The 26,891-nt window shown below is 69.5% G+C and carries 25 protein-coding genes, 1 tRNA gene, 3 pseudogenes and 1 riboswitch; of the genes and pseudogenes, 19 read left to right on the top strand and 10 right to left on the bottom strand.

Annotated elements, in window-relative coordinates; translation table 11 throughout:
* The first annotated feature begins 102 nt into the window (after positions 1-102).
* Positions 103-1,338 carry a mannosyltransferase family protein gene (locus LXX_RS09205; RefSeq protein WP_011186592.1) on the top strand — a complete coding sequence of 412 codons (1,236 nt, stop codon included), beginning with the start codon at positions 103-105 and terminating at the stop codon, positions 1,336-1,338.
* Here the strand turns inward: LXX_RS09205 and LXX_RS09200 are convergent.
* A complete protein-coding gene (locus tag LXX_RS09200; RefSeq protein ID WP_011186591.1) occupies positions 1,335-3,854 on the bottom strand; it encodes a helix-turn-helix transcriptional regulator in 2,520 nt (839 codons plus the stop codon). The genes LXX_RS09205 and LXX_RS09200 overlap by 4 nt on opposite strands.
* Positions 3,855-4,145: 291 nt before the next feature.
* Here LXX_RS09200 and LXX_RS09195 point away from each other — a divergent pair, with 291 nt between their 5' ends.
* The 6 genes and pseudogenes from LXX_RS09195 to LXX_RS09170 all read left to right on the top strand — a co-directional run bounded on the left by LXX_RS09195 (position 4,146) and on the right by LXX_RS09170 (position 7,708).
* Positions 4,146-4,415 (top strand): hypothetical protein, encoded by a 270-nt coding sequence (locus LXX_RS09195; protein ID WP_041767682.1) that lies wholly within the window; start codon positions 4,146-4,148, stop codon positions 4,413-4,415.
* Positions 4,416-4,537: 122 nt separating this feature from the next.
* Entirely contained in the window at positions 4,538-5,707 is a 1,170-nt protein-coding gene (locus LXX_RS09190) for a hypothetical protein (RefSeq protein ID WP_041767681.1), read from the top strand.
* 21 nt (positions 5,708-5,728) lie between these two features.
* Positions 5,729-6,055: pseudogene (locus tag LXX_RS15740) on the top strand (SGNH hydrolase domain-containing protein); the annotation flags it as partial.
* A complete protein-coding gene (locus LXX_RS09180) occupies positions 6,048-6,953 on the top strand; it encodes a hypothetical protein (RefSeq protein ID WP_011186587.1) in 906 nt (301 codons plus the stop codon). The pseudogene LXX_RS15740 and the gene LXX_RS09180, both read left to right, overlap by 8 nt.
* 6 nt (positions 6,954-6,959) lie before the next feature.
* Positions 6,960-7,346, top strand: coding sequence for a hypothetical protein (locus LXX_RS09175; protein WP_011186586.1), 387 nt, complete (start codon positions 6,960-6,962; stop codon positions 7,344-7,346).
* A 179-nt stretch (positions 7,347-7,525) separates the two neighbouring features.
* Complete coding sequence (locus LXX_RS09170; protein WP_041767679.1) at positions 7,526-7,708, top strand: hypothetical protein; 183 nt, start codon at positions 7,526-7,528, stop codon at positions 7,706-7,708.
* Between the two features lie 341 nt (positions 7,709-8,049).
* On the opposite strand, the gene LXX_RS12760 is transcribed toward LXX_RS09170, so the two are convergent.
* Positions 8,050-8,820: a CpsD/CapB family tyrosine-protein kinase gene (locus LXX_RS12760; protein ID WP_223227770.1), complete on the bottom strand. Its 771-nt coding sequence runs from the start codon at positions 8,818-8,820 to the stop codon at positions 8,050-8,052.
* A gap of 12 nt (positions 8,821-8,832) precedes the next feature.
* Between LXX_RS12760 and LXX_RS12755 the strand changes: the two genes are divergently transcribed.
* A complete protein-coding gene (locus tag LXX_RS12755) occupies positions 8,833-9,054 on the top strand; it encodes a hypothetical protein (RefSeq protein WP_155806814.1) in 222 nt (73 codons plus the stop codon).
* A 456-nt stretch (positions 9,055-9,510) separates the two neighbouring features.
* Here the strand turns inward: LXX_RS12755 and LXX_RS09160 are convergent, their stop codons facing one another.
* On the bottom strand, positions 9,511-11,001 hold the full coding sequence (locus tag LXX_RS09160) for a beta-N-acetylhexosaminidase (RefSeq protein WP_011186584.1): 1,491 nt from the start codon (positions 10,999-11,001) through the stop codon (positions 9,511-9,513).
* A 126-nt stretch (positions 11,002-11,127) separates the two neighbouring features.
* Positions 11,128-11,226: riboswitch (ZMP/ZTP riboswitch) on the top strand.
* Between the two features lie 43 nt (positions 11,227-11,269).
* On the opposite strand from LXX_RS09160, the gene glyA reads away from it, so the two are divergent.
* The 3 genes from glyA to LXX_RS09145 all read left to right on the top strand — a co-directional run bounded on the left by glyA (position 11,270) and on the right by LXX_RS09145 (position 14,015).
* Positions 11,270-12,562, top strand: coding sequence for a serine hydroxymethyltransferase (gene glyA / locus LXX_RS09155; RefSeq protein WP_011186583.1), 1,293 nt, complete (start codon positions 11,270-11,272; stop codon positions 12,560-12,562).
* An 89-nt stretch (positions 12,563-12,651) separates the two neighbouring features.
* Positions 12,652-13,533 carry a bifunctional methylenetetrahydrofolate dehydrogenase/methenyltetrahydrofolate cyclohydrolase gene (locus LXX_RS09150; RefSeq protein ID WP_011186582.1) on the top strand — a complete coding sequence of 294 codons (882 nt, stop codon included), beginning with the start codon at positions 12,652-12,654 and terminating at the stop codon, positions 13,531-13,533.
* 44 nt (positions 13,534-13,577) lie between these two features.
* Complete coding sequence (locus LXX_RS09145; protein WP_011186581.1) at positions 13,578-14,015, top strand: VOC family protein; 438 nt, start codon at positions 13,578-13,580, stop codon at positions 14,013-14,015.
* Here the strand turns inward: LXX_RS09145 and LXX_RS09140 are convergent.
* A complete protein-coding gene (locus LXX_RS09140) occupies positions 14,012-14,527 on the bottom strand; it encodes a gamma carbonic anhydrase family protein (RefSeq protein ID WP_011186580.1) in 516 nt (171 codons plus the stop codon). The genes LXX_RS09145 and LXX_RS09140 overlap by 4 nt on opposite strands.
* Before the next feature lie 45 nt (positions 14,528-14,572).
* On the opposite strand from LXX_RS09140, the gene LXX_RS09135 reads away from it, so the two are divergent.
* The gene (locus LXX_RS09135; RefSeq protein WP_041767678.1) at positions 14,573-15,316 is read left to right on the top strand and encodes an ankyrin repeat domain-containing protein; all 744 of its coding nucleotides are present in this window, start codon (positions 14,573-14,575) and stop codon (positions 15,314-15,316) included.
* 158 nt (positions 15,317-15,474) lie between these two features.
* Here the strand turns inward: LXX_RS09135 and galK are convergent.
* Positions 15,475-16,635, bottom strand: a pseudogene (gene galK / locus LXX_RS09130) (galactokinase).
* A pseudogene (gene galT / locus LXX_RS09125) lies at positions 16,632-17,822 on the bottom strand (galactose-1-phosphate uridylyltransferase). The pseudogenes galK and galT overlap by 4 nt, the downstream one beginning before the upstream one ends.
* An 81-nt stretch (positions 17,823-17,903) precedes the next feature.
* Here galT and LXX_RS09120 point away from each other — a divergent pair.
* Complete coding sequence (locus LXX_RS09120) at positions 17,904-18,689, top strand: DeoR/GlpR family DNA-binding transcription regulator (protein WP_041767677.1); 786 nt, start codon at positions 17,904-17,906, stop codon at positions 18,687-18,689.
* Between the two features lie 83 nt (positions 18,690-18,772).
* Here LXX_RS09120 and LXX_RS09115 read toward each other — a convergent pair whose 3' ends face one another.
* On the bottom strand, positions 18,773-19,867 hold the full coding sequence (locus LXX_RS09115) for a calcium:proton antiporter (protein ID WP_041767676.1): 1,095 nt from the start codon (positions 19,865-19,867) through the stop codon (positions 18,773-18,775).
* A gap of 66 nt (positions 19,868-19,933) precedes the next feature.
* Here LXX_RS09115 and LXX_RS09110 point away from each other — a divergent pair, with 66 nt between their 5' ends.
* Both LXX_RS09110 and LXX_RS09105 read left to right on the top strand, forming a co-directional pair.
* Positions 19,934-20,563 carry a DUF4232 domain-containing protein gene (locus tag LXX_RS09110; protein ID WP_041767675.1) on the top strand — a complete coding sequence of 210 codons (630 nt, stop codon included), beginning with the start codon at positions 19,934-19,936 and terminating at the stop codon, positions 20,561-20,563.
* 20 nt (positions 20,564-20,583) lie between these two features.
* Positions 20,584-21,861: a chloride channel protein gene (locus LXX_RS09105; RefSeq protein WP_141692757.1), complete on the top strand. Its 1,278-nt coding sequence runs from the start codon at positions 20,584-20,586 to the stop codon at positions 21,859-21,861.
* Here the strand turns inward: LXX_RS09105 and LXX_RS09100 are convergent.
* On the bottom strand, positions 21,822-22,100 hold the full coding sequence (locus tag LXX_RS09100; RefSeq protein WP_041767674.1) for a hypothetical protein: 279 nt from the start codon (positions 22,098-22,100) through the stop codon (positions 21,822-21,824). The two genes, LXX_RS09105 and LXX_RS09100, sit on opposite strands and share 40 nt — an antisense overlap.
* A 226-nt stretch (positions 22,101-22,326) precedes the next feature.
* A tRNA-Lys gene (locus tag LXX_RS09095) sits at positions 22,327-22,399 on the bottom strand.
* A gap of 545 nt (positions 22,400-22,944) precedes the next feature.
* Between LXX_RS09095 and LXX_RS09090 the strand changes: the two genes are divergently transcribed.
* The 4 genes from LXX_RS09090 to LXX_RS09075 all read left to right on the top strand — a co-directional run bounded on the left by LXX_RS09090 (position 22,945) and on the right by LXX_RS09075 (position 26,062).
* Positions 22,945-23,763 carry a trypsin-like serine peptidase gene (locus tag LXX_RS09090; protein WP_041767673.1) on the top strand — a complete coding sequence of 273 codons (819 nt, stop codon included), beginning with the start codon at positions 22,945-22,947 and terminating at the stop codon, positions 23,761-23,763.
* Between the two features lie 214 nt (positions 23,764-23,977).
* Positions 23,978-24,607, top strand: coding sequence for a hypothetical protein (locus tag LXX_RS09085; protein ID WP_011186573.1), 630 nt, complete (start codon positions 23,978-23,980; stop codon positions 24,605-24,607).
* A 148-nt stretch (positions 24,608-24,755) separates the two neighbouring features.
* Complete coding sequence (locus LXX_RS09080) at positions 24,756-25,346, top strand: sigma-70 family RNA polymerase sigma factor (protein ID WP_176714732.1); 591 nt, start codon at positions 24,756-24,758, stop codon at positions 25,344-25,346.
* Complete coding sequence (locus LXX_RS09075) at positions 25,343-26,062, top strand: anti-sigma factor (protein WP_011186571.1); 720 nt, start codon at positions 25,343-25,345, stop codon at positions 26,060-26,062. The genes LXX_RS09080 and LXX_RS09075 overlap by 4 nt, the downstream gene beginning before the upstream one ends.
* A 41-nt stretch (positions 26,063-26,103) precedes the next feature.
* Here the strand turns inward: LXX_RS09075 and pstB are convergent, their stop codons facing one another.
* Positions 26,104-26,883, bottom strand: a complete 780-nt coding sequence (gene pstB, locus LXX_RS09070) for a phosphate ABC transporter ATP-binding protein PstB (protein WP_011186570.1) — start codon at positions 26,881-26,883, stop codon at positions 26,104-26,106.
* Positions 26,884-26,891: the final 8 nt, after the last annotated feature.

Genomic DNA, 26,891 nt, shown 5'->3' with positions numbered 1-26,891 from the left:
GCGCCGAGAGCGTTTCGACAGGGGGACTTCCGGCCGCGCGCGGGTCGTCGCCGCTGCCGGCGGGCCGCACCCGGCTGCCCGTCCGGAGTAGCATCGGAGGCTATGATCGCGGGCGTCACCAGTCTTGTCCGGCCGGCAGGCAGCGGGCGGCAGGCCGCGCACCCGCGCATCCCGCTGTTCGGCCGCGAGTGGCGCTGGTGGCCGCTGCTGCTCGGGGTTTTCGCGGTGTCCCGCCTCCTCACGACGGCCCTCATGCTGGCGCTGTACGTGGCGGAGACCGCCGGGCACTGGCCCTCGGCCAGCCCGATCGGGCAGAACGGCTTCTTCCGTTTCTCGGCCACTTGGGACGCGTCCTTCTATCGGCGGATCGCGGACGACGGCTACCCGCACACCCTGCCGGTCGATTCGTCCGGGGATGTCGAGCAGAATCCCTGGGTGTTCCTCCCGCTCTATCCCCTGATCGTGCGTGGTCTGATGTCGGTCACCGGGCTCGGCTTCGATCTTCCCGGCGTCCTCGCTGCGGTCGTGTTCAGTGCGCTCGCGACGCTGGTGCTCTACCGTCTCGTTGCCTCCCGCGCCGGCGCGCTGAACGGCTTCTGGGCCGCCGTTCTCTTCTGTTTCGGACCGCTCTCGTTCGTGCTCCAGATCGCGTACGCCGAGAGCCTCTTCTTGCTGCTGATGTTCGCTGGTCTCTGGGTGGCGATGGAGCGCCGCTACCTGGCCGTCATCCCGTTCGCCGTCGCGGCCGCTTTCACCAAGCCCGGGGAGCTCGCACTGCCGCTGGCACTCGGAATCGTCTTCCTGGTCCGGCTGGTGCAGGCCCGGCGAGGTGGCGAGGAGTTCCCGGGCCGCCAGCGCGCGGCGATGATCGCCGCCGGCGCCGTCTCGGCCCTCGCCGGACTCGCCTGGGCCGTCATCGCGTCCGCGGTCACCGGCATGCCGGGCGCCTATGTGGAGACCGAGCTCTCCTGGTGGACAGGATACGTCGGGCGGGTGACGTTCGTGCCGCTTACCCCGTGGTTCCTGTTCACCTGGACGTACGAGGGCCTCGCCGGGACGCTGCTCGTCGTCTCCGTCGTCGCCGGGTACATCTGGCTGCTGCGCCGCCCCGGCGTCCGGGATCTCGACGTCGAGGTCGTCGCCTACGCGGCGAGCTACGGCCTCTACCTCTTTGCGGTGTTCCTGCCGCAGCAGAGTCTGTTCCGGCTGCTGATGCCGCTCGCACCCCTCGCGGGCGCGCCGGGGCTCACCCGCCGGGCTCGCGCGATCGCGCTCGTCGCCGGTGTCGCCCTGCAACCGGTGACCCTGCTGCTGCTCTGGTTCCTCGGCTACCCTTAGACGGCGATCGACTTGATGAGCGAGGCCAGTTCCGCGCGGTTCGAGACAGAGGTCTTCCGCATGATCCGGTGCAGGTGGCTCTCCACGGTCCGCACGCTGAGCACGAGTCGCGCGGCGATCTGCGGGTTGGACAGGCCGCTCGCGACGGGTCGCGAGATCTCGCGCTCGGTCAGGTTGATCGCCGTCGCGAACATCCGGGTCGCGTCATAGCTGCGGCTCGGGAGGGCGGCGATGAACTCCTCGCGCGCCCGGTCGGACTCGCGTGCCCGCTCGTGCTCACCGTCCTCGTTCAGCCACTCGGAGGCCAGGCGGAACGCGACGACGGCCAGGCCGGGCCGGCCACTCGCGGTCAGCCGGGGCACGAGGGCGGTGATCGCGTCCGCGTCCCGGTCCTGAAGGGCGATCAGGAAGGCGAGGTGAGCGTCGAAGAACTCGGACTGCATCCCGCGGAGGACATCGGAGGCCTGCTCCAGGCCGGCCGGGTCCGGGTTGAGCTCAAGGGCCGACAGCAGGGCGAAAACGCTCCCCGAGTGGACTCCGATGCCGCGGAGGTGATCCGAGTGGCCGTGGAGCAACTGCGCTGCCTCGTTCGGCTGTCCCCGGTAAGCGACCAGCTGGGCAGTGCTCCAGGTGAGACCGGAGCGGCCGATCAGAGTGCCGGCGGCGGGAGTGGCGGCGATGTCGGCGCGCAGCCTTTCGCCGAGGGCTGCGTTGTCCCGGCGGACCGCGACCACGGAGGCGAGCGCCTGGATTCCGATGTGGTCGCTCAGGTCCGTGAGCGGTGGCTCTCCGAGAGCGAGCGCGACGGAGATCACATTCTCCGCCTTGCTGTACTGCCCGGAGACCGTCAGGCACAGTGCCGCGATGAAGCTATGGGCGCGGAGCCCGGAGACATCCAGATTGGCGTGCGCTTCGTCCACACCGCGCTCCGCCCAGGCTAGCGCCTCGGCGTGCCGGCCCTCGCCGAGCAGGGTGTAGCCGTGCGTGGCGACGATGTCGGTCGAGATGTCGGCGGTCCCCAGCGCGGAGAGCTGGTCGAAGAGCGCGTGCGCCTCCGCGAACCGGCCGCGGAGGGTGGCGATGGTGAGCGTGACTTCGAGCAGCCGCGTGCGGATCGGGTGCGGGAGGTCGCCGCCGGCCTCCAGCCGATCGTCCGCGTCGTCTGGGATGCCGCGCGCGGCCGCTTCGAGGAGCACGGCCTCGGCGTCGGCCAGCCGGGCCGCGGGGCCGAGTCCGGCGACCCGCTCGCGCAGTTCGCGGAGCGTCTTCTCGAGGTCGCTCCCGGAGGCGAGCTGCCACTGAGCGCGCAGCACGGCCAGCCGGGCGAGGTCGACCGGCTCGCCTGCGCTGTTCTCGGTCTGGGCGAAGGTCCGGGCGACGAGGCCGTCCGAGTCGGCGTCGGCCAGGAGAGCCTGCAGGTAACGGTGGGCGGAGCCGGCTTCCGGCGCGTTGTGCCACTCCGCTTCGGTGACGACGCGGCGCGTTCGTGCGCGCTCATGGACGAGACGCACGAACAGAGCGTCCCCGTCGCCGAGGCCGTGCGGGACGACCGGGGTGTCGGCGAGGATGGCCTCCAGCGAGTCCAGCGAGCCGCGCACGACCCGGATCCGGCTCGCCAGGCGCTGTCGCCGCACCGCGGAGGACTTGTGCCGGTAGAACTCGGAGAGCAGCGGCGGGTCGACCGTGACCAGCTGATGGCTGCCGCTCGGGACGATCCGGAGGACGCCCGCGTCCTCTAGTTGCTCCAGGACGCTGTTGTCGCTCAGCTTGAGGGCCGTCTCCAGGTCGCTCACGCCGACCATCGCGATCATCTCGAGCGCTTCGCGGTGCTCGTCGCCGAGCCAGGAGAGATAGGTCTCGACCGCGCCGCGCAGGGACGGGCTCCACAGGCTGCGCCGGGCCATCCACACCTCGTTCGTGAGCAGCAGACGGCCTTCGCGCGCGGCGAGGTCGATCATCGTGAGGGCGAGCCCGACATTGCCGCCGGACTTCGCGTAGACGCGGCTCATGGTCCCCGCGTCGATCATTCCGCCAAGCCGTTCGCTCAGCACGATCTCCAGATCGTCGTACCGGAGCGAGGGGAGGTCGATCACGTATCCGGCCGTGTGAGCACTGTTCGCGCTGAGCCGCGAGCGTGTCCTCGCGGTCGGCACCCGCATCGAGCGCTGGACGGCTTCGATCGCTCCGAGCGAAGCCTCGTCGAGCAGGTCGGTGTCGTCGATGAGGATCACACCGCGTCCGTCCCCGACCGATGCGCTGAGCGCGTCGATCGCGTTCTGCAGCGGCGACGCGGGGCGGCGGTCGCCGGTGAGCTGAGAGCCGATGCCCGCGGCGTGGACCGCGGCCAGCGGATTGCAGCGCAGCGCACGGACACCGTTGATCCGCACGACGGTCGCCTGGCTGTCGGCGACCGTGAGCGCGAGCGCGTCGAGCACGCTGGTGCGGCCGCTTCCGCCGCTTCCGACGATGTCGATATCGGCGCTCGCGGAGAGCAGATCGCGTGCCAATCTGAGCACAGATTCCCTACCTACCAGGGTGGGAGCGGGACGGGAGGCGAATGATTCGAGAATAAGAATTATTTCTGGTCAGGGTAAGAGATTTCGGGTTTCACAATTTAGAATCTCAGCGTATTATGGAATACGCAAGATCGAAAGTTCTTATACGCAATACCCGTTGCGTACCTCGCTAAGCTCGCTCGTTGGCACGTACTTCCCCGAAGCGCTCGGTATGAGGCCCCCGCCCCGCGGGAACAATCAGTCCGAGCGGAGGTGAGACCCGAACCCATGACGAAACCCCTGACCGAATCAATGCCCGACATCGCGAACCTCGGCCCGACCATGCGATCCGCCGCGCCCCTGGAATTCATCTCCCGGCGTGTTCTGGACGACGCGCTGGCCACCGCCCGCCCCGGAGCCGTCCTCCTTCTGGAAGGGCCCTCCGGCTCGGGCAAGACCTCGGCTGTCCTGGCCTCCGACGCCAAGCGGGACGCGATCGTCGCCACGGCCGACGGTCTCGCCGCCCCCAACTCGAGGCGATCGCCGCCGCGGCTGCTGCGGCCGGCGTCCCGGCGCTCCTGATCGCGGCGGACGACAGCCCGCGTTTCCGGCTGCTCGCCCGCGGCATCACCCCTGTCGTCATCGGTTCGGACGAACTCCGCTTCGACCTTGCTGAGGTCGTCCGCGCCGCCGATCTCGCCGCCGTGCGCTTCAGCCGCCGGCAGCTCGCCGCGCTCGCCGCCCGGACACAGGGCCGTCCCGTCCTGGTCACCCGCCTGCTCGCCACCCTTCCCCGCCACGTCGCGGTCTCCGACGGTGCTCTGCGCACCGCATGGACGACGCTCGCCCGCGTCACCGCCGACGACCTCGCCGAGCGCTTCGGCGCCGCCTGGATTGCCATCGCCTCCCGGATCGCCGAGGTGCCCGTTCTGACGGCCACGCTGCGCTCGCGGCTGGCGTCTGTCGAACCAGCGGCCGAGGAGATCCTCTCCGTCCTGGCCAAGCGCGGTCTTGCTGCCGAAACGCTCGTCTTCGGGGAGCCCGCACTCCGCATTTCCGGTGTGGACGCCGATCCGGCCTCTGCGGTCAGCGACGACGCCTGGCTCGCCCTCGCCGAGTACCGCCGAGTCGGCGCCGACCTGGAGCTCGCCACGCTCTACGCCGACCGCGGCGACTGGGCGGAGCTCAGCTGCCTGGTCCGTCGCCGGTGCGCCGAACTGCTGTGCTCGCCGGAGCGCGCGGCGGAGATCGTCTCCCGCATCCCCGCCTCCGTCTTCGACCAGGACGCCTGGCTCATCGTCGTCGAGCGGACGCTCGGCGCCGAAGCGGGCATCGCCGTCCCGCCACGCCGGCTCAAGAAGCCCGCTGGCGCCATGCCCGCCGCTGAGCGCGCCTGGCTCCAGGCCGGCAAGCTGCGGATGGAGATCGCGGACGGGTCGTTCACCAAGGCGGTCGCCGAGGCCGGCTATCTCACACGCATCTTCGGCCAGGCCGACCTTCCCGAGGACGAGACGGCCGAACTCTGGTTGCAGAGCGCCCTTCCGCCGTTCCACACCGGAAACTACGCGGAGGCGGCTCAGCGGCTGGAAGCGGCGCTCGGCCTGGCCGGGCGCGCGGACCGCCGGCACGTCGAGCTGGCCGCCAGCGGTCTGCTGGCGCTCTGCCACGCTCTGCGCGGTCGCCTTCCCGAGGCGGAGACCGTCATCGAGCGCATCCTCCCGTCCGAGCTGTCCGGGAACGAGGGGACGGTGTGGAGCGTCCCGGGGTTCATCGCGTCCGGTCTGATCAGCGCGGAGCGCGGTAACGCGGCGGGGCAGAGCGCCGTCGCCGAGTGGCAGGCCGGCCTCGGGGAGGCGTTGGATCGGTTCCGCTAGGCGGAGGTCTCCGTCGTCGTTCTCGGCAACCCGCCGGAGACGACCGCCGCGGCCGATTGCGCTGTCCGGTCCGGGCGATCCGCCGACTGCGTCCGGCAGCCGTCCGGGGCCTACGGGCTCAAGGCGCGAGCCGAGAAGGCCGCAGTGGAGAGCGCGCGGGACACCGGTATGACGGTCGACTACATCGACCCAACCGGCTGGTTCTGCGTCCCCGGTCTTGGCTGCCCGCCCGGCGTCGACGGCGTTCTCGCCAAGCGCGACCACGGCCACCTGACGGAGACCTACTCGGCCATGCTCGGCCCGCTGCTGCGGGCCGAGCTCCCCGTGGCGGTGACCGGCCGTGGGTAGCGTTGCCCTCGCGGCCGTGCTCGCCGCCGGAGCCGTCGCCATCCTCCTGGTCCTGCTGGTCCCGGCGCGTCTGGCCCGTGCCACTGCCCTGTCTATCGCCCTGGTGGTCGCGGTCGTCGGCGCGACCCTGACCGCGGGATCGAATGTCTCGATGGCCTCGATGGCCTTCGGATCTGTCATCCTGGGCATCTCTCTCGTCCGGGTGCGCTCGTCGTCCTCCGGAGAGAGACTCCTGCAGGGGGTCCTGTGCGCCTGGTGGGTCCTCGCGATGCTGAGCACGCTGGTCATGCACGGTCGCAGTGTGTCCGGGATGCTGGTCTTCGGGACGTTCGCGCTGCTCGTGAGCCACGTCGCGCTGCATCTGGATCGCGCATCGGTGCGGCTCTTCGTGCGCGTCACGCTCGCGGTCATGGTCGTCGAGGTCGCGCTGGCCGCGCTCGAGTTCGGCGCTGGGATGCAGCCCCTGTGGGGCTACCTGGCAGGCGCACGCGCGAACCCGCTCATCGACGGCTTCGACCGAGCACAGGGCACCTTCGGACATCCGATCGTCTTCTGCTGGTTCCTGGCGGTGTGCGCGACCCTCGTCTGGGTGGACGCCGGGCGGCTCACCCGCCGGTGGCGTTTGCCGCTCCTGGCTGTCGTCGTCGCCGGCCTGGCGCTGAGCGGCACCCGGAGCGCGATGGTCTCCTTCGCCGTGGGCGTCATCCTGCACCTGGCGATGCGCCCCGGTCTGGCCAAGTGGATGCGCAACCTGCTGATCGCCGGGGGAGCCGCGTTCGTCGCTCTCGCGATCGGCGCCGGTTCCCGCATCAGCGAGTTGACCGCCGACCTCCTCGATTCCGGTTCGTGGGCGCAGCGCATCGGCAACCTGGCCCGCATTCCCGACCTCCTCGCGTGACCGCCGATGGAGTCGCTGTTCGGGGTCGGCTGGGGCCGGGACGATCAGCTCTTCGTCGAGGGAGATCTGGTCAGTCCGTTCAACTTCCACGTCGTAGACAACATGCTGGTCGAAGCGCTCGGCACGGTGGGAGTGCTCGGCCTGCTCGTGCTGATCGTCATGGTTGTGGTCGCGTTCGTTCGCGGCGACCGGGCCAGCCGTGCCATCGTGGCGGCCATCGCGGCCATGATGTTCTCCTTCGACACGATGGTGTGGCCGTTCACGGCCATCGCCCTGATGCTGTTCTTCTCGCTGCCGCGGCTGAACCGGAACGCACCCCCGGAGCCGCCGGAGGCGCTCAGCGGAACGGAGCCGGTGACGCGGCGTGTGCTAAACGGGCGACGGACCCGCTGAGCTTCTCGAAACGCTGTGCGTCCGGAAGGCCCTTTTCGCTTTCGCGCCGGTATCGCGCCACTCATTCCGAGCGCTGTGGCCGCTCTGGGCGGGGCTCTCCACCTATCGTGGCGACGGAGAACCGCCTCCACTGCCAGGCGAGAGGGGATGCGATGTCCATTCGACGAACCACCAGAACCGTGAATGATCTGCTCGTCGCCGATCTCGGTTCGCATTCGACAGCCGTCGTCGCGGGGTCGCAGCACGAGGTCATCTGCCTCGTAACAGCGGCTTTCGCCGCTATCGCAGCGACGGTGGAGATGGCGGCCATCGACATCGCCGTCGACGCGGCGGCCGAAGCGGCGACCGCGCTCGCTCTCTGAGCGCGGAGGGCCCGGAGCGGGGGAAACGGCGGACAGCGGGGGCGAGCACAGTGCTCGCGCCCGCTGAAAGAGAGCGCTCCCGGTCGGCAGGCCTAGCCTCCGCATCTTGGCGCGCTCCGCGTTTCGGCGCGCTCCGTCTTTTGGCGCGCCCGGTGGACGCGACCCGCGCTCACGAGCGGCGCTGAGCGTCTTGTGAACCCGGGGTCGTCCTCGCGTCGGTCTCGACGAGTGGGCGACGCTGCGGGAATCGCGGCGGGAAGTGCCCGGCCGTTGACCGTCGTGCCGCAATGAGGCGCGGAATCCTTCTGACCTGTGGCGGAGCGTTCCGCTGAAGCCGGTTCTTATCCGTGCCGCGCGGCCCGGCGGCCGCGGTTCGCGGGTTCGGCGGGAACCGGCTCCGGGACGCTGCCGGACGTGCTGTGCGGGTCGGTAGCGTCCCGGTCGGCAGCGTCCGGCTCGGCTGGCGTCGGCACGGGGGTGGCGGCCGGCGCCGGGGCTGCCTCAGGCCCGGCCGTCAGGGATGCATCGTGGTAGTAGCCGTACCCGTATTTGGCACCGTAGTAGCCGTAGTTGACAGCGTCGGCGCCGCGGCGCGGGACGCGGTTGAGGACGACCCCGGTGAGCTTCCCGGCGGCCTGGTCGAGGGTGCGGAGGGCCTTTCCGAGCTGGTCGATCTTCGTGCGCTTCGCGTTGACGACCAGCAGCACACCATCGACCGATTTGGAGAGCACGGCGGCGTCGGTGACCGGGAGCAGCGGCGGTGCGTCCACGATGACCACGGCGAGTTCGGAGAGGGCGGCGAGGAGTTCGCGCATTGTCCGGGAGCCGAGCAGCTCGCTCGGGTTCGGTGGCGTGCGGCCCGCGGTGAGGACACGGATGTGTGTGTGGAGAGAGACATCGGGGTCTTGCAGCACTTCGCGCAGAGAGACCCGGCCGGCGAGGACATCCGAGAGCCCGGCGCCGTTGGGGATGCCGAAGGTCTTGCCCTGCGTGGGGTGGCGCATGTCGGCGTCGACGACGACGACCGGCTGGCCGCCGCGGGCGATCGTGACCGCCAGGTTGGCCGAGAGGGTCGACTTGCCCTCGGAGGGCATGGAGGAGGTGACGAGCAGGATGCGCGGGGGTTGTCCACATCCACATACGAGAGGTTCGTGCGGAGTTCGCGCAGAGCCTCCATCGCGCTCACGGAGTCGGATGCGTTCTTCCCGCTCATACCGATGATGTGCGAATTCTCGGCCAGTTCGTCCGTGACGGGGACGGTGCCGATCACCGAGACGCCGAAGGTGTTCTCGACCATCTCGGCCGACCGGACGCCGCGGTCCAGCTGGTTCCGGATCAGCGCGTAGAGGGCGGCGAGGAAGAGCCCGAGGACCAAGGCGATACTGAGGGTGATCGGGACGTTCGGTGACGAGGGCAGCGAAGGGAGCGGGGCGCTGGCCGTCGGGGTGAACTGGGTCGCCCCGCTGGAGGCGTCGCCGTCGCCCTGTAACTGGGCGATGTGGAGCTGTACACCCGCGTCTGGGCGATCGTCCACACGGCTGCGGCGGAGACGCTGATCAGGATCAGGATCAACATCCCCACCCAGTACGTGCGGAGAATACGCAGGTATTCGCGGAGATTCGTCGTACGGGCTTGGTCGGGCTCGCGGTGCTGCATCGGGTCCGGACTCCTCAGGGCGGAAGTGTCTGTTTTCGACAGGAAGTTCTTCTGGTATGGAACATGTAACTATAACATTTTAAAAAAGGACCCCTCTTTCAGAGGGGCCTCCTGTTCCCGAAGAAAGAGCGAATCAGACGGTGACATCATCCAGCCACGGGAGGCCGTCCACCCTCCGGTACCGGGTGCCGTGGGCGTCCCAGCTGCTCCGCGAGCCGGGCCACGCGGGTGGCGAAATCGTCGAAGTCGCGTGCAGAGTCCGTGCCGTAGGGCGTGGCCGACCAGCCGATCTCGGCGACGGCGGCCAGCCGGGGAAACACCATCTCTTCGGCGTCCTCGATGGTCGGGACGGTCTCGGTCCAGAGCGGGCCCTCCACGCCCAGGATGTGCGATTCGCTCAGGCCGGGTACGACACGCGCCGGCTCCCAGCCATAGGCGCTGCGGAGGTCGGTCGGTCCGTTTGCCCAGTCCAGGCCGATCGCGTCGCCCTTTTCGTAGACCATATCGAGGTAGGCCACGTCGGCGGGCGACATGATGACGGAGCCGCCCTGCCTCACGAAGGAGAGGATCTTTTCGCCGGTCTTGTCGCGGGGAGTGCGGAACGACCAGTACTGCCCGATGGTGCCCCGTGGCAGCCGGTCGCTCCGGCCCATCTCGTGCCAGCCCACCGGGGTCTTGCCGGTCTCGGCCACGAGGCCGGCGGCGCGCTCGATGAAAGCTCGGAAGTCTTCGGCAGGGGTGCTCAGGCATTCGTCGCCGCCGATGTGAAAGTACGGGCTCGGCGTCAGCGCGGCGAACTCGCGCACCACATCCCGCAGGAACCGGTCGGTGGTGGCGTCATCGGTCATCAGACTGCTGAAGCCGACTTTCCTCCCCGTGTACAGCTCTTTGGCGACGCCGTCCGGGTTCAGCTCTGGATAGGACGCCAGCGCCGCGTTCGTGTGGCCGGGCACATCGATCTCGGGCACGATCGTGATGTGACGCTTGGCCGCGTAGTCGACCAGCGCCCGGTATTCGTCCTGGGTGTAGTACCCGCCGGGGCTGCCGTCGCTGCCCGTGGAGCCGGCGATCCGGGTCAGCTCCGGCCAGGACTCGATCTCGATGCGCCAGCCCTGGTCGTCGGTCAGGTGCAGGTGGAGGTGGTTGATCTTCAGCAGTGCGATCGCGTCGATGAAACGGCGGATGTCGGCGGGCGGGAAGAAATGCCGTGCGACATCCAGCATCGCGCCCCGGTAAGCGAAGCGCGGGTAGTCCTGGATGCGGACCGCCTCGATCGTGAGCGGGTCGTCCGCGCGGGCCGTCGGCACCAGCTGGCGGAGCGTCTGCACGCCCCAGAACGCCCCGGTTGCGGTGGCCGCGCCGATGCGCACGCCCTCCGCCGAGACCTCCAGGGTGTGCCCTTCCTCGCGCTGCCCCTCCGGCCCTTCGTGCTCCGCGATGACGATCGCGATTTCCCCGAACGCCGGCGGCTCGTGTACCACCTCGAGTTCGCGGCGGCCGTCGCTCGCCAGCCCGTCGCGCAGGCGCCGGGCCATAGCGTCCGCACCCGGACCGGCGGCGCTGATGCGCGCGCCGCCCCCGAGGACGAACGGGGCCTCGCAGCTTTTCTCGGACCGGACGGGAAGGGGGACGACCACGGTTGCTCCTCGTACAAGGTTTTTCGGGGGAGGCTGACGCTGCCCGCCCGCTGGTCGGCCACTGCGAGTATTTCAGGAGCCCTCTGCTCTGAGCAAGGTTTCGGCCGGCGCTGCCTTTGCTATGCTGGCCTTCGTCGCGACTGGCGCTCAGATGGTCACCATCGGGGAGCGACGACGGTACCTCGAACGAACGGGTGGATTCGGCCGCGCGCCTGGGTCGATAGCAACAGAAATGTCCACGCCTGTTTTTGTTTTGAAGGAGCCGATTGTGACCGACACCCTGCCGTCCACCTTCACTGCGTCGCTTGCGGAGGTCGACCCGGAGATCGCCGAGGTGCTCCAGTTGGAGCTCGGCCGCCAGCGCGACTACCTGGAGATGATCGCGTCCGAGAACTTCGTGCCGCGCGCCGTCCTGGAATCCGTCGGTTCGGTGCTGACGAACAAGTACGCCGAAGGGTATCCGGGGCGTCGCTACTACGGCGGCTGCGAGTACGTGGACATCGCCGAGCAGCTGGCGATCGACCGGGCGAAGAGCCTGTTCGGCGCGGAGTACGCGAACGTGCAGCCACACTCGGGCGCCTCGGCCAACGCGGCCGTGCTCTCCGCCATCGCGACCCCGGGCGAAACCATCCTGGGCCTGGAACTCGCCCACGGCGGGCACCTGACGCACGGGATGAAGCTGAACTTCTCCGGCAAGCTCTACAACGCGGTCGCCTACGGCGTCGACCCGGAGACCTTCCTCGTCGACATGGACGCTGTGCGCGACAGAGCGCTCGAGCACAAACCGCAGGTCATCATCGCCGGCTGGTCGGCCTACCCGCGTCAGCTCGACTTCGCTGCGTTCCGGGCGATCGCAGACGAGGTGGGCGCCAAGCTGTGGGTGGATATGGCCCACTTCGCCGGCCTTGTCGCGGCCGGTCTGCACCCCTCGCCCGTGCCCTACGCCGACGTCGTCTCCTCGACTGTCCACAAGACGCTCGGCGGCCCCCGCTCCGGTTTCATCGTCAGCCGGGACACGGAGCTGGCGAAGAAGCTCAACTCGAATGTGTTCCCCGGTCAGCAGGGCGGCCCGCTCATGCACGTGATCGCCGCGAAGGCGACCGCGTTCAAGCTGGCGGCGACCGACGAGTTCAAGGACCGTCAGGCACGCACCATCCGTGGCGCGCAGCTCCTCGCCGAGCGGCTCACCGCCGCCGACTCCCGCGCATCCGGTGTGGATGTGCTCACCGGCGGCACCGATGTCCACCTGGTGCTCGCCGATCTGCGCACGTCGGAGCTCGACGGGCAGCAGGCGGAGGATATCCTGCACGAGGTCGGGATCACGGTCAACCGCAATGCGGTGCCGTTCGACCCGCGCCCGCCGATGGTCACCTCGGGCCTCCGGATCGGCACCCCGGCGCTGGCGACCCGCGGCTTCGGCGACACCGAGTTCACCGAGGTCGCCGACATCATCGCGCTGGCGCTCCGTCCCGGCGCCGACACCCGCGCGCTCCGTGCCCGCGTCGACGCCCTGACCGCCGCCTTTCCGCTCTACCCTGGCCTCGCGCCCTCCGCGAGCTGACCCCTCCGCAGTCATCGTTTCCTTGCGTTTTGCGGGGATTCGGTCCGAAAACGCGGAAGAACGGAGGAAGCGACGGTGAGGGGACGAGGATGAGCGCGAGGACGCTGGACGGGAAGGCGACGGCGGCTGCGATCAAGGCCGAGCTCCGGGAGCGGGTGAGCGCGCTGCGCGAGCGGGGGGTCGTGCCCGGGCTCGGCACCATCCTCGTCGGCGACGACCCGGGATCGCAGTGGTATGTCGCGGGGAAGCACCGCGACTGCGCGGAGGTGGGCATCGCGTCCCTCCGCCGCGACTTGCCCGCGGAAATCTCGCAGGCGGAGCTCGAGGCCGTCGTGGAGCAGCTGAACGCCGACCCCGGCTGCACCGGCTTCATCGTGCAGCTCCCGCTGCCGAGCCACCTTGACACGGACGCCGTTCTGGAATTGGTGGACCCGGCGAAGGACGCCGATGGACTGCACCCCACGAACCTCGGACGGCTCGTGCTGAACGTCAACCGGCCGATCACGACCCCGCTGCCGTGTACCCCGCGCGGCGTGATAGAGCTGATGCTGCGCCACGGTATCGATCTGGCAGGCAAAGATGTCGTGGTCGTCGGCCGCGGTGTCACCGTCGGCCGGTCGATCGGCGCGCTGCTGACCCGCCGGGAGGTCAACGCCACCGTCACCCTGACCCACACGGGAACGAAGAGTCTGGACGAGCATCTGCGCAGCGCCGATGTGATCGTGGCGGCGGCGGGTGTGCCCGGGCTGGTTTCGGCGGAGAACGTCAAACCGGGCGCGATCGTGCTGGATGTCGGCGTGAGCCGTGTCGAGGACCCGGAGACGGGTAAGAGCCGTGTCGCGGGGGACGTTGCGGCGGATGTCGCCGGGGTCGCCTCCTGGATCTCGCCCAACCCCGGCGGAGTCGGGCCGATGACCCGGGCGCTGCTGTTGCAGAATGTGGTCGAGTCCGCCGAGCGGGCGCTGAGGTGAGCGACGCGGACGCGCGTTCCGCCCGCACCCGGGAGGACCGGCGGGTGACCATCAAACTGGAGAACATCGGCATCGCGGTCCGCGATCTGGAGGCCGCGGTCGCCTTCTTCACCGATCTCGGCCTCACGCTCCTCAGTCGTGACACGGTCAGCGGCGAGTGGGCGGACACCGCGGTGGGACTCGACGGCAATCACGCCCGGATCGCACTGTTACAGAGCCCTGACGGCCACGGTCGCCTGGAACTCTTCGAGTACCTCCACCCCGACGCCATCGAGACGCAGCCCACGCTGCCGAACGAGATCGGCATGCACCGCGTCGCCTTCTCGGTCGACGACATCGACGCGGCGCTTGCGATCGCCGCCCAGCACGGGTGCCATCCGCTCCGGGGCGTGGCGACATACGGGGACCTCTACAAGCTGACGTACCTCCGAGGGCCGAGCGCCATTCTCATCATGTTCGCCCAGGAGCTGAAGCCGGCCTAAACCGCGGCAGGGTGTTCGCCGATGTGTCTCAGGTACGCTTCGGCGTTCTGCCGGATCGCCGCGCGCTCGTCCTCGGTCAGCTCCCGCCGCACCTTCCCCGGAACGCCCGCGACCAGGGAGCCCGGCGGGATGACAGCCCCCTCCAGCACGACGGTCCCGGCGGCCAGCAGCGAGCCCGCGCCGACGACGGCCCCGTTGAGGACGGTCGCGTGCATCCCGACCAGCACACCGTCCTCGATGGTGCAGCCGTGCAGCACGGCGTTGTGGCCCACGTTCACATCCGCGCCGATGGTGAGCGGGTAGCCGTGATCGACGTGGCAGGAGACGTTGTCCTGGATGTTGCTGCGCGCACCGAGCACGATCTCCTCCGCTTCCGCTCGGAGCACTGCGTTGTACCAGACGCTGGAGCCGGCGTCGAGTCGCACACGCCCGCTGAGGACGGCGCCGGCGGCGACGAAGGCGTCGTCGGCGAGGGTCGGGGTGGAGCCGTCGGCGAGGGTCACGATGGTCATGGTTCACACCCTAAACGCTCAGACCGGTTCTTTAGTGTGGGGCGTATGTGTGATGTCCGGCGGGCGATGGCGGCCGGCGTCCTGCTTGTGGGATGCGCCAGCGCCAAACCGATGCCGCCGCCGGGCACACCGGTCCTCTCGGCAGCGACCGCTTCACCGTCCCCGTCGTCCCCCGCGACGGTGGACCCGGAGGCTTCCGCCCGGCTCCTCGCTGTCGTGAGTGTGGGCGACCGCGACGCGGTGCGCCGTGCGATCGTTGCTGGTGCGGATGTCGAGACCCGGGGCGACCGCGACCGCACGCCCCTCTTGATCGCGACGAGAGCGGGCGACACCGCGCTCGCCCGGGAGCTGATTCTCGCCGGAGCCGATGTGAACGCCACAGACGACCTGCAGGACAGCGCCTATCTCTACGCGGGCGCCGAGGGGCTGGAAGACATCTTGCGGCTCACACTCGACCACGGCGCCGATGTGGACGCCGAGAACCGGTATGGCGGCACCGCTCTCATCCCGGCTTCCGAACACGCGCACCTCCGCGTCGTCGCGATGCTCATTGAGGCCGGTGTGGAGGTCGACCATGTCAACCGCCTCGGCGGGACCGCGCTTCAGGAGGCCATTGTGATGGGCGACGGCGGGCGGGGAGCCCAGGATGTCGTCCGGCAGCTCCTCACCGCCGGGGCCGATCCGGACATCAGGGACGCCGATGGCCGCACTCCGCTCTGCAACGCGGAGCGGAACGGTTTCCGCGCCATCGCCGGCCAGCTGAGGACCGTCGGCGCCGCCGGCTGCTGACGCCCGGCTGCTGACGCCCGGCTCGGATGCGGACACGATGAAGCGGCGTCCGGCGGCGTTCACCGGGACCGCCGCCCCGGCTTGTCCGTGGGCGGCGAGCGTGCCGGTCGTGCTCCCTGTGTCCTCGCTCCGCCTCCTCCGTGGGAACGGCCCGGGGCTCAGCTCTCCCGGCGCGCGCCCGCGGAGGCCCGCACCGTGAACAGATCCGGTTGGCCGAAGCCGTGCTCCGCGAACGCGCCGTCGAGGGCGACGAGTACGCGGCTCACGGCGTCGGCCGGCACCAGGGCGAGGGCCGAGCCGCCGAAGCCGCCCCCGGTCATCCGGGCGCCGAGCGCACCGTTCGCCTGGGCGGTCTCGACAGCGAGGTCGAACTCGGGCGCCGAGACCTCGAAGTCGTTGCGCAGGGAGGCGTGCGAGGCTTCCAGCAGGCCGCCGATCGCGGCCGGACCGTGCTCGCGCAGCACGCGGACGGTGTCGAGCACGCGCTGGTTTTCGGCGACGACGTGGCGGACACGGCGGAAGGTCACGTCGTCGAGCAGTCCGCGGGCGTGGTCGAGGTCGGCGACCGACACCTACCGAAGCGACTCTGCGCCGAGCGCGCGGGCGCCCGCTTCGCAGGACGCGCGGCGTTCCGCGTACCCGCCGGTCGCATGGGCGTGGGCGACGCCGGTGTCCACGATGAGGATCTCGAGGCCCGCCTCGGCCAATCCCAGGGGGATGACCTCCGACGCCAGCGAGCGGCAGTCCAGGAAGACCGCGGCATCCTCTTCGCCCAGGAGCGAGGCGGACTGATCCATGATGCCGGTGGGCGCGCCGACGGCGACGTTCTCGGCGCGCCCACCGGCACGGGCGAGCGCGCGGTGGTCGAGGCCGAGCCGCCAGGCGTCGTTCAGGGCGAGCGCGGTCGCCCCCTCGATCGCGGCCGACGAGGAGAGACCGGCCCCGACCGGGACGTTCGAGTCGAGCAGCAGGTCGAAGCTGGGAACGGCCGTCAGGTCGGCGCCGGACTCCCCGAGCGCCCACGCGACGCCGAGCGGATAGGCCGACCATCCGCTGAGCGCGGCCGGGGCCAGCCGGTCGAGGTCGATTTCGACGAGTTCGTCGGCATAGGCGCTGCCGACGCGGACGGTGCGGTCCTCGCGGAGCGCGAGCGCGGCGACGGTGCGGCGGCTGATCGCGAACGGGAGCACGAAGCCGAGGGTGTAGTCGGTGTGCTCGCCGATGAGGTTCACGCGTCCGGGGCTCGACCACACCCCATCCGGTTCGCGGCCGAACACCTCGGCGAAGTCGTCGCGGACACCGGTGCGCAGGTCGGTCATCGGGTCGCCTCTCGGTCGGGGGAATCGGAAGCGGGCACGGTCACGAGCCCGGAGACACCAGCGGGCAGCGGACCGACGGGATTCTCCTGGGCGGCGCGGACCACGGCGTCGCGGAGTGCGGCGGCCGCCTGCTCCGGCGGGATGTCGCCCACCCAGGCGCCCATCGCGGCCTCGGAGCCCGCCAGGAACTTCAGCTTATCCGCGCTGCGGCGCGGCGAGGTGATCTGCAGCATGAGACGCACGTCGTCGCGCCGCACCGTCACCGGCGCCTGGTGCCAGGCGGCGATGTACGGCGTGGGGGAGCCGTAGAGCGCGTCCACACCGCGCAGCACGCGCAGGTAGAGGGTCGCCAGATCGTCCCGCTCGGCGTCGGCTGTGGCGGCCAGGTCGGGGATGTGCCGGTGCGGCAGGAGGTGGATCTCGATCGGCCAGCGCGCCGCGAAGGGCACGAAAGCGGTCCAGTGCTCCCCGGCGAGCACGACCCGCTCGGAGGCCCGCTCGCGTTCCAGGATGTCCGCGAAGAGCGCGGGCCCGTAGGCGTCAGCGAGCGCAGCAGCGCGCTCGTGCGCGGTGTGATGTAGGGGTAGGCGTAGATCTGCCCGTGCGGGTGGTGCAGTGTGACGCCGATCGCTTCGCTGCCGTTCTCGAAAGGGAAGACCTGCTGCACGCCTGGGGTGGCCGAGAGCGCAGCGGTCCGGTCCGCCCAGGCTTCGATGACCGTGCGGGCGCGCGAGGCGGTCAGCGCACCGAACGAGCCGGTGGTGGCGGGGCTGAAGCAGACGACTTCGCAGCGGCCGACGGACCTGCGGCTGCGTTCGATGCCGATGGTGGCGAGGTCCGCGAGGCTGTGCGGGGCGTCTGCGCCGGCGGTGAGCGGCCCGAAGGACGGCGACTTGTTCTCGAACACGGCCACGTCGTACACGCTCGGGATCTCCGACGGGTTGCCGGGGCTGGCCGGTGCGAGCGGGTCCCGTTCGGCGGGCGGCAGCATCACCCGGTTCTGCCGGGCGGCGGCGATGGAGACCCACTCGCCGGTGAGCGGGTCCTGGCGCATGGAGGCCGTGGCCGGCCGCGGCGCGGGCTCGCGCAGATCGGGTGCGCGGTCCGGTGCGAGCGTCGTGTCGGCGTAGTAAGTAGAGGTCGCGCCCGTCCGAGAGCCGGTGCGGACGCTTCGTGATGGCGGCCATGCAAACCTTTTGTTTCCGAAAGTGAATGTAGTGGATGGCTTACGGATTGACAAGAAAACGCAAGCACACAAACATGGCTCTATGAGAGAACCGCTGCCCGCAGCCCTCCGCCGCGAGCGCATGCTCGAACTGATCGGGCACGCGGGCTTCGCGCGGGTGGCCGAACTGAGCGAGGCGTTCCAGGTCTCCGATGTGACCGTCCGCACCGATCTGGACGCACTCGACGCGCAGCAGCGCATCCGCCGGGTTCGCGGCGGCGCCGTGCTGCGCGGCGGCGGGATGCGCGAACCGAGCTTCGAGGAGGCGCTGGCGTCCTCCGCCGACGAGAAGCGCCGCATCGGCCTCGCTGCGGCGGCGCTGGTCGAGCCCGGCAGCAGCGTCCTGCTCGACGTCGGCACGACCAACGCCGCGATCGCCCGAGCTCTCGCCGACCGGGAAGACCTGGACGATGTCACGGTCCTCACCAACGGCCTCACGATCGCGCTGGAACTCGAGCGCGCCATCCCGCGCTTCCAGGTGATCGTCACCGGGGGGACGCTGCGGCCCTTGCAGCATTCGCTGGTCGAGCCGCTCGCCGCGGTGCTGCTGGAGCGTGTGCATGCGGACCTGGCCTTCATCGGCTGCACCGGTGTACACCCTCTCGGCGGTGTGACCAATGTGAACCTGCCGGAGGCCGACCTCAAGCGGGCGATGGTGGGCTCGGCCACCCGCGCGATCGCCGTCGCAGACGGCGGCAAGCTCGGCCGCATCCATCTCGGCCGGATCGCCGCTGTCGACGCGTTCGCCGGGCTCATCACCGGCGAGACGGCGGGCGAGTCCGCGGTCGTGGCCCTCCGGGCGACCGGCCTGTCCGTGACCGTCGTGTGAACCCTCCGCACTGCTCCGCCCCCGTACGCACATCGACGAGACCCGGGGACGGTAGGGGCCGGAACAGAACGGCTTAGGTACAGCTAGGGCACGATCGAGAGGAAGATGAACGCGGCGAAGATGATCAGGTGGATGGTTCCCTGCATCCGTGCCGCGCGCCCCTGCACGATCGTCAGGATGCTGACCGCCACCGTGAGGGCCAGCAGCACGATCTGGCTCGCCCCGAGGCCCAGGTGCAGCGCCCCCGGCAGCCAGATCGATGCGATCGCGATGGACGGGATAGTGAGGCCGATGCTCGCGATGGCGGAGCCGAGCGCCAGGTTCAGGCTGGTTTGCATCCGGTTCCGGCGTGCCGCTTTCGCCGCTGCGATGCCTTCGGGGAGCAGCACGAGCAGCGCGATGACCACTCCGACGAACGACTGCGGCAGACCGGCCGCGGTGACGGCGCGCTCGATCGGCGTGGACTCGAGCTTGGCCAGGCCGACGACGGCGACGAGGGCGATCAGCAGCATCCCGAGGCTGATGAGCGCGGTGCGGTTGGAGGTCGCATCGGCGTGGCTGTCCTCCGCGATCGGCCGTTCCTTGGTGGAGACCGGGAGGAAGAAGTCCCGGTGGGCGACGGTCTGGGTGAACACGAACATCGCGTAGAGGAGCACCGAGGCGATCGCCGCGAACCACAGCTGGCTCGGGGAGAACTGCGGGCCGGGTGTCTCCGTGAACGCCGGGACCACCATCGTCAGCGCCGCGAGCGCTGTCACGGTGCCCAGGGCCGAGCCGCTGCCCTGCGCGTTGAAGGACGTGGTCTCGCGGCGGGAGGCCGCCAGCAACAGGCTGAGGCCGACGATACCGTTCATCGTGATCATCACGGCCGAGAAGACGGTGTCCCGCGCGAGGGTCTCGGAGTCCTTGCCCGTTGTCATCAGGGTCACGATCAGCGCCACCTCGATCACGGTGACCGCCACGGCGAGCACCAGCGACCCGAACGGCTCGCCGACCCGGTGGGCGACGACATCCGCGTGCTGGACGGCCGCGAGCACGGTGCCCGCGAGGAAGACACCGATCAGCGTGATCGAGAACGCTCCGAGCGGCACCGTCCAGAACCCCACGAGCAGGATGACGCCGATGACAGGGACGCAGATCGCCCAGAAACGGATGAGCCAGGTTCCGAGCGCTTTCATAGTCCCATCCTGCCAGTGCGGCGCGTCTTCCCCCATAGTCACATGCATGAATGCTGAAGTGTATGCATGGCCGATCGTACGCGCACCCCGTCCCCCGCATCCCGGCGCACTCTCGCGGCGTTCGCTGTCGTCGCCGTTCTGACGGCGGTTCTTTCCGCCTGCTCTCCCGGCGCGGGTCCGACGGCGTCCCCCACCGCGACCCGGACCGCCCCCGGCTCCCCGGCGACGCGGCCGAGCGGCAGCAGCACGGCCGTCCCGGTCGACGGCCAGTGCGACACCGCGAAGCTGACCGGTTCCATCGCCGCGGGAGGCGGGGGAGCGGCCGGCAGCGTCGAGGTCGCCCTCGTCCTGACCAACGGGGGGTCCGAGCCGTGCGCGCTGCAAGGCTGGCCGAGTGTCTCCTTCGTCGGCGACGGCAACGGCAACGGCGTCCAGCTCGGCCAGTCTGCTGAGCTCGACCGCAGTGCGCCGCATCCCACCGTGCGACTCGCCCCCGGCGGCACCGCACGCGCGCCGCTCAAGGTCGTACAGGCGCTCAACTACGACCCCTCGGAGTGCCAGCCGCAGAAAGCCGACGGCTTCCGTGTCTCTCCTCCGGGTTCGGCCACCGCTCTGTTCGTGAAGGACGGTGCTTTCACCGCGTGTGCTAACGCCAGCGTCTCCCTGCTGACGGTTGGCGCGCTCGTCGGCGGCTGATCCGCGATTACGCTGGAACCGTGCCCCTCGCCTCCCCCCGCCCCGGTCGCGGCACGCCTGCCTGGCTGATCCGTCTCGTCGTCGTCACTGTGCTGGTCGGGGTCGGCGCGGGTGTCGGCGGAGGGGCGGTGGTGCTCGCCCTGCACGCTCTCCAGCACCTCGCGTTCGGCTACTCCGAGGGCGCCTTCCTCGACGGTTTGCGGGAGTCGCCTCCCGCAGACCGGGTGGTGGCGCTGGTGGTCGCGGGCGTCATCGGCGCTGTCGGCTGGTGGCTGCTGCGCGGCTGGGGCCGCCGCCGTGCCGACCACGCCGTCGTCGCCGTCCAGGCCGTCGTCGACGGCCAGCGGATGTCGGTGCTGGTCACCCTCGCCAATGCCGCCCTGCAGGTCGTCATCGTCGGTCTGGGCGCGTCCATCGGGCGGGAGGTCGCACCGCGCGAAGTCGGGGCGCTCTGGGCGTCCTGGCTCTCCGAGCGCGCCGGCGTCACGGCCCGTGAGCGCCGGATCCTCGTCGCCTGCGGAGCCGGTGCTGGCCTCGCAGCCGTCTACAGCGTCCCCTTCGGCGGGGCCGTCTTCGCCCTCGAGATCCTCCTGGCCGAGATCAGCTTCGCCGCTGTCCTCCCCGCCTTCGCGGTCTCCGGCGTCGCCGCCCTCGTCGCCAGCTCCGTCGTCCCGGCCAACCCGCTCTACACCGTGCAGCAGGTGCCGCTCAGTCCGCAGATCGTGGTCTGGGCGCTGCTGGCGGGGCCGCTGTTCGGCGTCGCCGCCGTCGGCTTCGTCCGCCTCGTCTCGTTCGCGCAAGCCCGCCGGCCGCGCTCCTGGGGCATCCTGATTGCGATGCCGCTCACCTTCGCTGCGGTGGGCGTCGTGTCCCTCGGCATGCCGGCCATCCTCGGCAACGGCCGCGCACTCGGCCAGCTCGCGCTGTCCGCGACTCTGCCGGTGCTGCTGCTCTTGGCGATCGCTCTGGTGAAGACCGTCGCGACCGTTGGCACTATCGGGGCGGGCGCAGCGGGCGGCACGCTGACCCCGTCTCTCGCGATCGGCGCGGGTCTCGGTCTCGGTCTCGGTGCCGTCTGGGACGCGCTCTGGCCCGGTGCTCCGCTCGCCGGGTTCGCGCTGATCGGGGCCGCGGCGTTCCTCGCCGCGACCATGCGCGCGCCGGTTACCGCCTTGCTCCTGGTGATGGAGTTTACGCACCAGGGCCCGCAGCTGCTGACCCCGGTCATGCTGTGCGTCGCCGGAGCGGTCGCGGTCGGCTACGTTTGGGAGCGGCGTCGCGTGACTGGCGTCGCCTGAATTCCCTCCTCCAATCGCCTCCGTGTGACGAAGAGCGCCGTCGCGGCACAGACCGCCGCCGTGAACCCGATGATCGCCACGCCCAGGTCGATCCACTGCCGCCGGGTGAGAGAGTCGTGATGGCCGACCGCTCGTGTGGCGACGCCCTGATCGAGCCCGGGCGCCAGGAATAGCCCCAGGGAGACCAGGGCGAGGATGAGGGCCAGTCCCAGGAGAGACCACCAGGTGTTGCGAGGCATGAGTTCATTCAACCCGGGATCGGACTCAGATGGGGAGAGACGGCCGAGTTTTGCCGGGAGTTCGGACGCGCTGTTCACCGGAGACACGGGACTTCTCACAATTCTCGACTTCTCACAATTCTGGACTTCTCACAGTGGGCTGGACATCCCAGACGGCTCGTTCGGCCGTGCCGTCCGCGGCGGGCGAGAGCCACAGGATCCTGTGGCTCTCGCCCGCCCTTTGAGGTGGGCCCCGTGGGGCTCGAACCCACGACCCGCGGATTAAAAGTCCGATGCTCTACCGACTGAGCTAGAGGCCCTCGCCTGTTAACCTATCGTGGATTCCGCGCGCTCCTGGACGGGGGACAGCAGCCTGATCGGGTGCATGTTCATTCGGGTCTATGTGGAAGACGCGATTCTGCGGTCTCAGGAAGCGCTCGAAGCGGGTGGGATCATCCTTCTGGTGATTTTCCGTTCTCAAGGCGCTGACCCGGTCTGTCGCTGTTCGGGTTTGTTTAGGGTGACGACGAGGGGCCGAGCGGGCTCCTTACCTTTCGTGTCAGCGCTCCTGAGCGGCAGATTGACAGGTCTCTCGGGGTTCTGTCGCATCGTCTCTTGCTGTCGACTCTGAGAGGACCAGTCCATGAAGATTCCCGATCGAACACTGCGAGCCGGCGCAACGGTTTTCGTCTTGTTAAGCGGTCTTGTGGCGGGGGTGGGTGCGCCGAGTCCGGCCCGAGCTTCGGCCGCTGACACGTCTTCGCCTGGCGAGGTGATTCATTCCGCTCCTGGTCCTCGTCCTCCGCGAAACGCGTCCGCGAATGGCGACGTCATCGACCCGCTCGGTCATTGGACTCCCGAGAGGATGCGCTCGGCCACTCCCCTCGAGGACAGCCTCGCCGAGCGCGGCGCGAGCCCCCGCAGCCACACCGCCACGACCGAACCGGCGAACAGCGAACCGCGGATCGTGGTGAATCCTGTAGAGCCGACCGAGAGCGCCGCGACGAACGAACCGCCCCGGGCGATGGCCAGCGTGGGAAAACTGTTCTTCGATGGTCCTGACACCCACGGACATGTGTGCAGCGGCGCCATCGTCGCCAGTCGCAGCGGCAACCTGGTCCACACCGCAGGACACTGCGTTTATGATCCTAAGAAGCCATGGATGAAGGGATGGATGAAGAATTTCTTCTTCGTCCCCAGCTACGCAGACGGAACGGGTCCGCTCGGAGGATGGAACGGCAATTTGGCATACGCGTTAACGCCTTGGATGAAAAGTGGAGACTTTTCGCACGACCAGGCTTTCATCTCCTTCTACCCCCACAGCGAGGGTGAATCTATGCAGCAGTACTTCGGCGGGAACGGCCTCACGTTCAATGAGAGCACCAGCCGCGATGGGGTGACCATCTACGGTTACCCGGCCGCAGCCCCCTATCAGGGCAACATCCAGCACTACTGCTCGGGAAAAACCAGCTGGCATCGGCCTGCGTCAGACACCACGATGGGCTGTCCGATGACCCACGGCTCCGACGGTGGCCCCTGGTACTCATCTCTTACCGATGACCACGTCGGCATGATCTACGCTGTCACGTCTCGGAGAGGGAAGGATAGTTCCGGGAACCCATACCTCATCGCCACGCCCAATGGGAACGACGTCCGCACAATCTATAACTTCATCAACAACTAAACATCACGACAGGCGTGTGTGAGCCCAGCGTCGCACTCCTTAGTTATAAGGGCTTTTCACACCAACCGGGCGACGAAACCCCGCCCCGTCCCGCACAACCGGAAGCGGGGCGGGGGTGAGGTGGTTACGCGCTGGCCAACGGGCTGGCCGCTGCCGTGGAGACACCGTTTGCGGCGTGGCTTCCGCGCGATTCTGAACGGGGGACAATAGAGGGATGCCCGACCGATATCACAAGCCGGCCCTGTTCCCCGGAGGGACGTTCGACGCGTTCCTGGGCGGGGAGGACCCGGCGCGTATCAATCGTGTCGCCCACGAGACGGCGCAGGCGCTGCTCGCGCGCGTGCGCGCCGATTCCGATCCGGCCGTGGTCGGCCGGCTGGTCGCGTTCACGGACGAGCATGGGATCGACGCGATCGCCGAGCTGTGGTCGCGGTCGAATCCGAAGAGCCTGCCCGGGGCGCTGTGGCGCATCTGCCTGCTGCGGCTGCTGATCCGTCAGGATGCGCAGGGTACGGCGTTGCTGTACCAGCGGGGGACGGAGGTGCTCGGGTCGATCGATTCGGTCGTCGCGGGGGCGTCCGCGCCGGCCGGCTCAGCGGAGGTGACCGAACTGGCCGACCGCATTCTGCGCGGGGTGTTCGAGGGGGACTTCGCGGTGGCCCTGGACCGGGCTGCGGCGTTCTGCCGCGTGACGGCGGCGGGGTGCCTGAACGTCGCGGACGACCGCGACACCGTGGACCCCGGCCGGGCGAGCGAGCTGACGACCCGGGCGCTCCGGTTCACGAGCACCGCCGAGGAGCTGACGGTCTGCGCCCGGCTGTGGCGCTCCGATTCGCTCGATTGAGCGCTGTTCTCCGCGCACTCTGCGCCGTCGAGCGCTCCTGTACACTGGCGAGGCCGGACCGTAGTAACCCCGGGCTCCACAATTCGCCGCTCCGAGCGGCCTCGCGCCGAGAGGTGTTCTGCGGTCTGGCTCTTTGTGTCTAGACTCGATGACGTCTGACGTGACGAGCGGAGACGATGTGGACGACGTCCCAGCGGGTGACCTCGATGAGCTTCTCGCCGCAACGGCTCTCGGCGACCGTCAGGCGTTCTCGGCTTTGTACGACGGCGCCGCGCCGCGGGTGTTCGGGCTTATCCGGCGTCTGCTCGTCGACGCCGCCCAGGCCGAAGAGGTCGCCCAAGAGGTTTTCCTCGAGGTATGGCAATCCGCTGCCCGCTTCGATCCGAATAGAGGACGAGCGCTCACCTGGCTGCTCACGATGGCCCACCGTCGCGCGGTGGACCGGATCCGCGCGTCGCAGGCGGCGCGTGACCGGGACACCGCCGTCGGCATTCGTGACCTCCCGGCAGCCTACGACCAGGTCGCCGAGACTGTCGAGGTGCGCGTGGAGCACGAACGAGTGGAGGCGGCGATGAGCGTGCTGAGTGAGGCACAGCGTGAGGCTGTGATGCTCGCCTACTTCGCCGGCCTGACGCAGAGCGAGGTCGCAGAGCGCCTCGGCATCCCCCTGGGCACAGCGAAAACTCGGCTGCGTGATGCGATGATACGGCTGCGAGATGAGCTGGGGGTGACACCATGACCGACGACGAGCGGGGCGGACGCGCCCGCCTCGGGGCGGAGCTGGGCGCCCGCGACGCGCGCGAGGCGCACGACTTCGAGGCTGTGGCTGCCCAGCTCGGGATGACTCTCCCGTCCGTTGAGCCGCGGCCGGAGGTGAAAGCGGCGATCTTCGCGCAGCTGGACGGCCTCCCGCAGCTGCCGCCTGTCACGGCCGGGGCTTTGCCGGAGACCGCCTCTCCTTCGCGGCCGGCCGGGGAACGGGCCCGCCTGCGCTGGTTCCAGCGTCCGGGCGCTGTCCTCTCCGCTGCTGCCGCCGCCGTCCTGATCTTCACTGGCGGTTCTTTCTTCGGCAACGTTCTGGCGGGCGCCGCTCCGGATCGGCAGCAGGCGTCGGCGCTCGTCGAGATCAACGCGGCGCCGGATGTGCGGTTCCAGAGTTCTGAGGTCGTGGGCGGCGGCACCGTGACGCTCGTCTGGTCGGTGCAGCTGCGACAGGCCGCCCTCGTGACGAAGGGGCTGCCGAAGCTGGCCGACGACAAGGTGTACGAACTCTGGTATCTGAGGAAGGGCACGGCCATCCCGGCCGGCACGATGACGGACGTGGACGGCGACAGCACCGTCTGGCGCGTCCTGACGGGCGAGATGGCGGCGGGCGACGCGGTCGGCGTCACCGTGGAGCCTCAGGGCGGTTCGAACCAGCCGACGACGCCGCCGATCGTAGGCATCGCCTCCTGAAGAGGGAAGCCCCGCGGGGCTTCCCTCCGCTCGGTGCCGGATCAGCCGAAGCGTCCGGAAACGTAGTCCTCGGTCGCCTGCGCGCTCGGGTTCGAGAAGATGATGTTCGTGTCGTTGTACTCGATGAGCTTGCCCGGTTTGCCCGTTCCCGCGATGGTGAAGAATGCCGTGCGGTCGGAGACGCGCGAGGCCTGCTGCATATTGTGGGTGACGATGACGATCGTGTAGTCGTTCTTGAGCTCCTCGATGAGGTCCTCGATGGCGAGCGTCGAGATCGGGTCGAGGGCGGAGCAGGGTTCGTCCATCAGCAAAACATCGGGGGAGACCGCGATGGCGCGCGCGATGCACAGTCGCTGCTGCTGGCCGCCGGACAGCCCCGAACCCGGGAGGTTCAGCCGGTCCTTCACCTCATTCCAGAGGTTCGCACCCCGCAGCGAGCCCTCGACCAGGTCGTCCGCGTCCGTCTTCGATATCCGGTGGTTGTTGAGCTTGACGCCGGCGAGCACATTGTCGCGGATGCTCATGGTCGGGAACGGGTTCGGGCGCTGGAAGACCATGCCCACTTGGCGGCGGACGAGCACCGGGTCGACGCCCGCGCCGTACAGATTGTTGCCGTCGATGAGGACCTCGCCCTCGACGTAAGCGCCGGGGATGACCTCGTGCATGCGGTTCAGCGTGCGGAGGAATGTCGACTTCCCGCATCCCGAGGGGCCGATGAACGCGGTTACGCTCCGGGGCTCGATGGTGAGCGACACGTCTTCCACAGCGTGGAATTTGCCGTAGTAGACGTTGAGGTCGTTGACTTCGATGCGCTTGGACACGTGATTTC

Origin of the sequence: Leifsonia xyli subsp. xyli str. CTCB07 (assembly GCF_000007665.1) — a bacterium.
GTDB classification, from domain to species: Bacteria; Actinomycetota; Actinomycetes; order Actinomycetales; family Microbacteriaceae; genus Leifsonia; species Leifsonia xyli_C.
The sequence above is the reverse complement of the archived record's forward strand: the minus strand, read 5'-3'. Positions and strand labels throughout refer to the sequence as shown.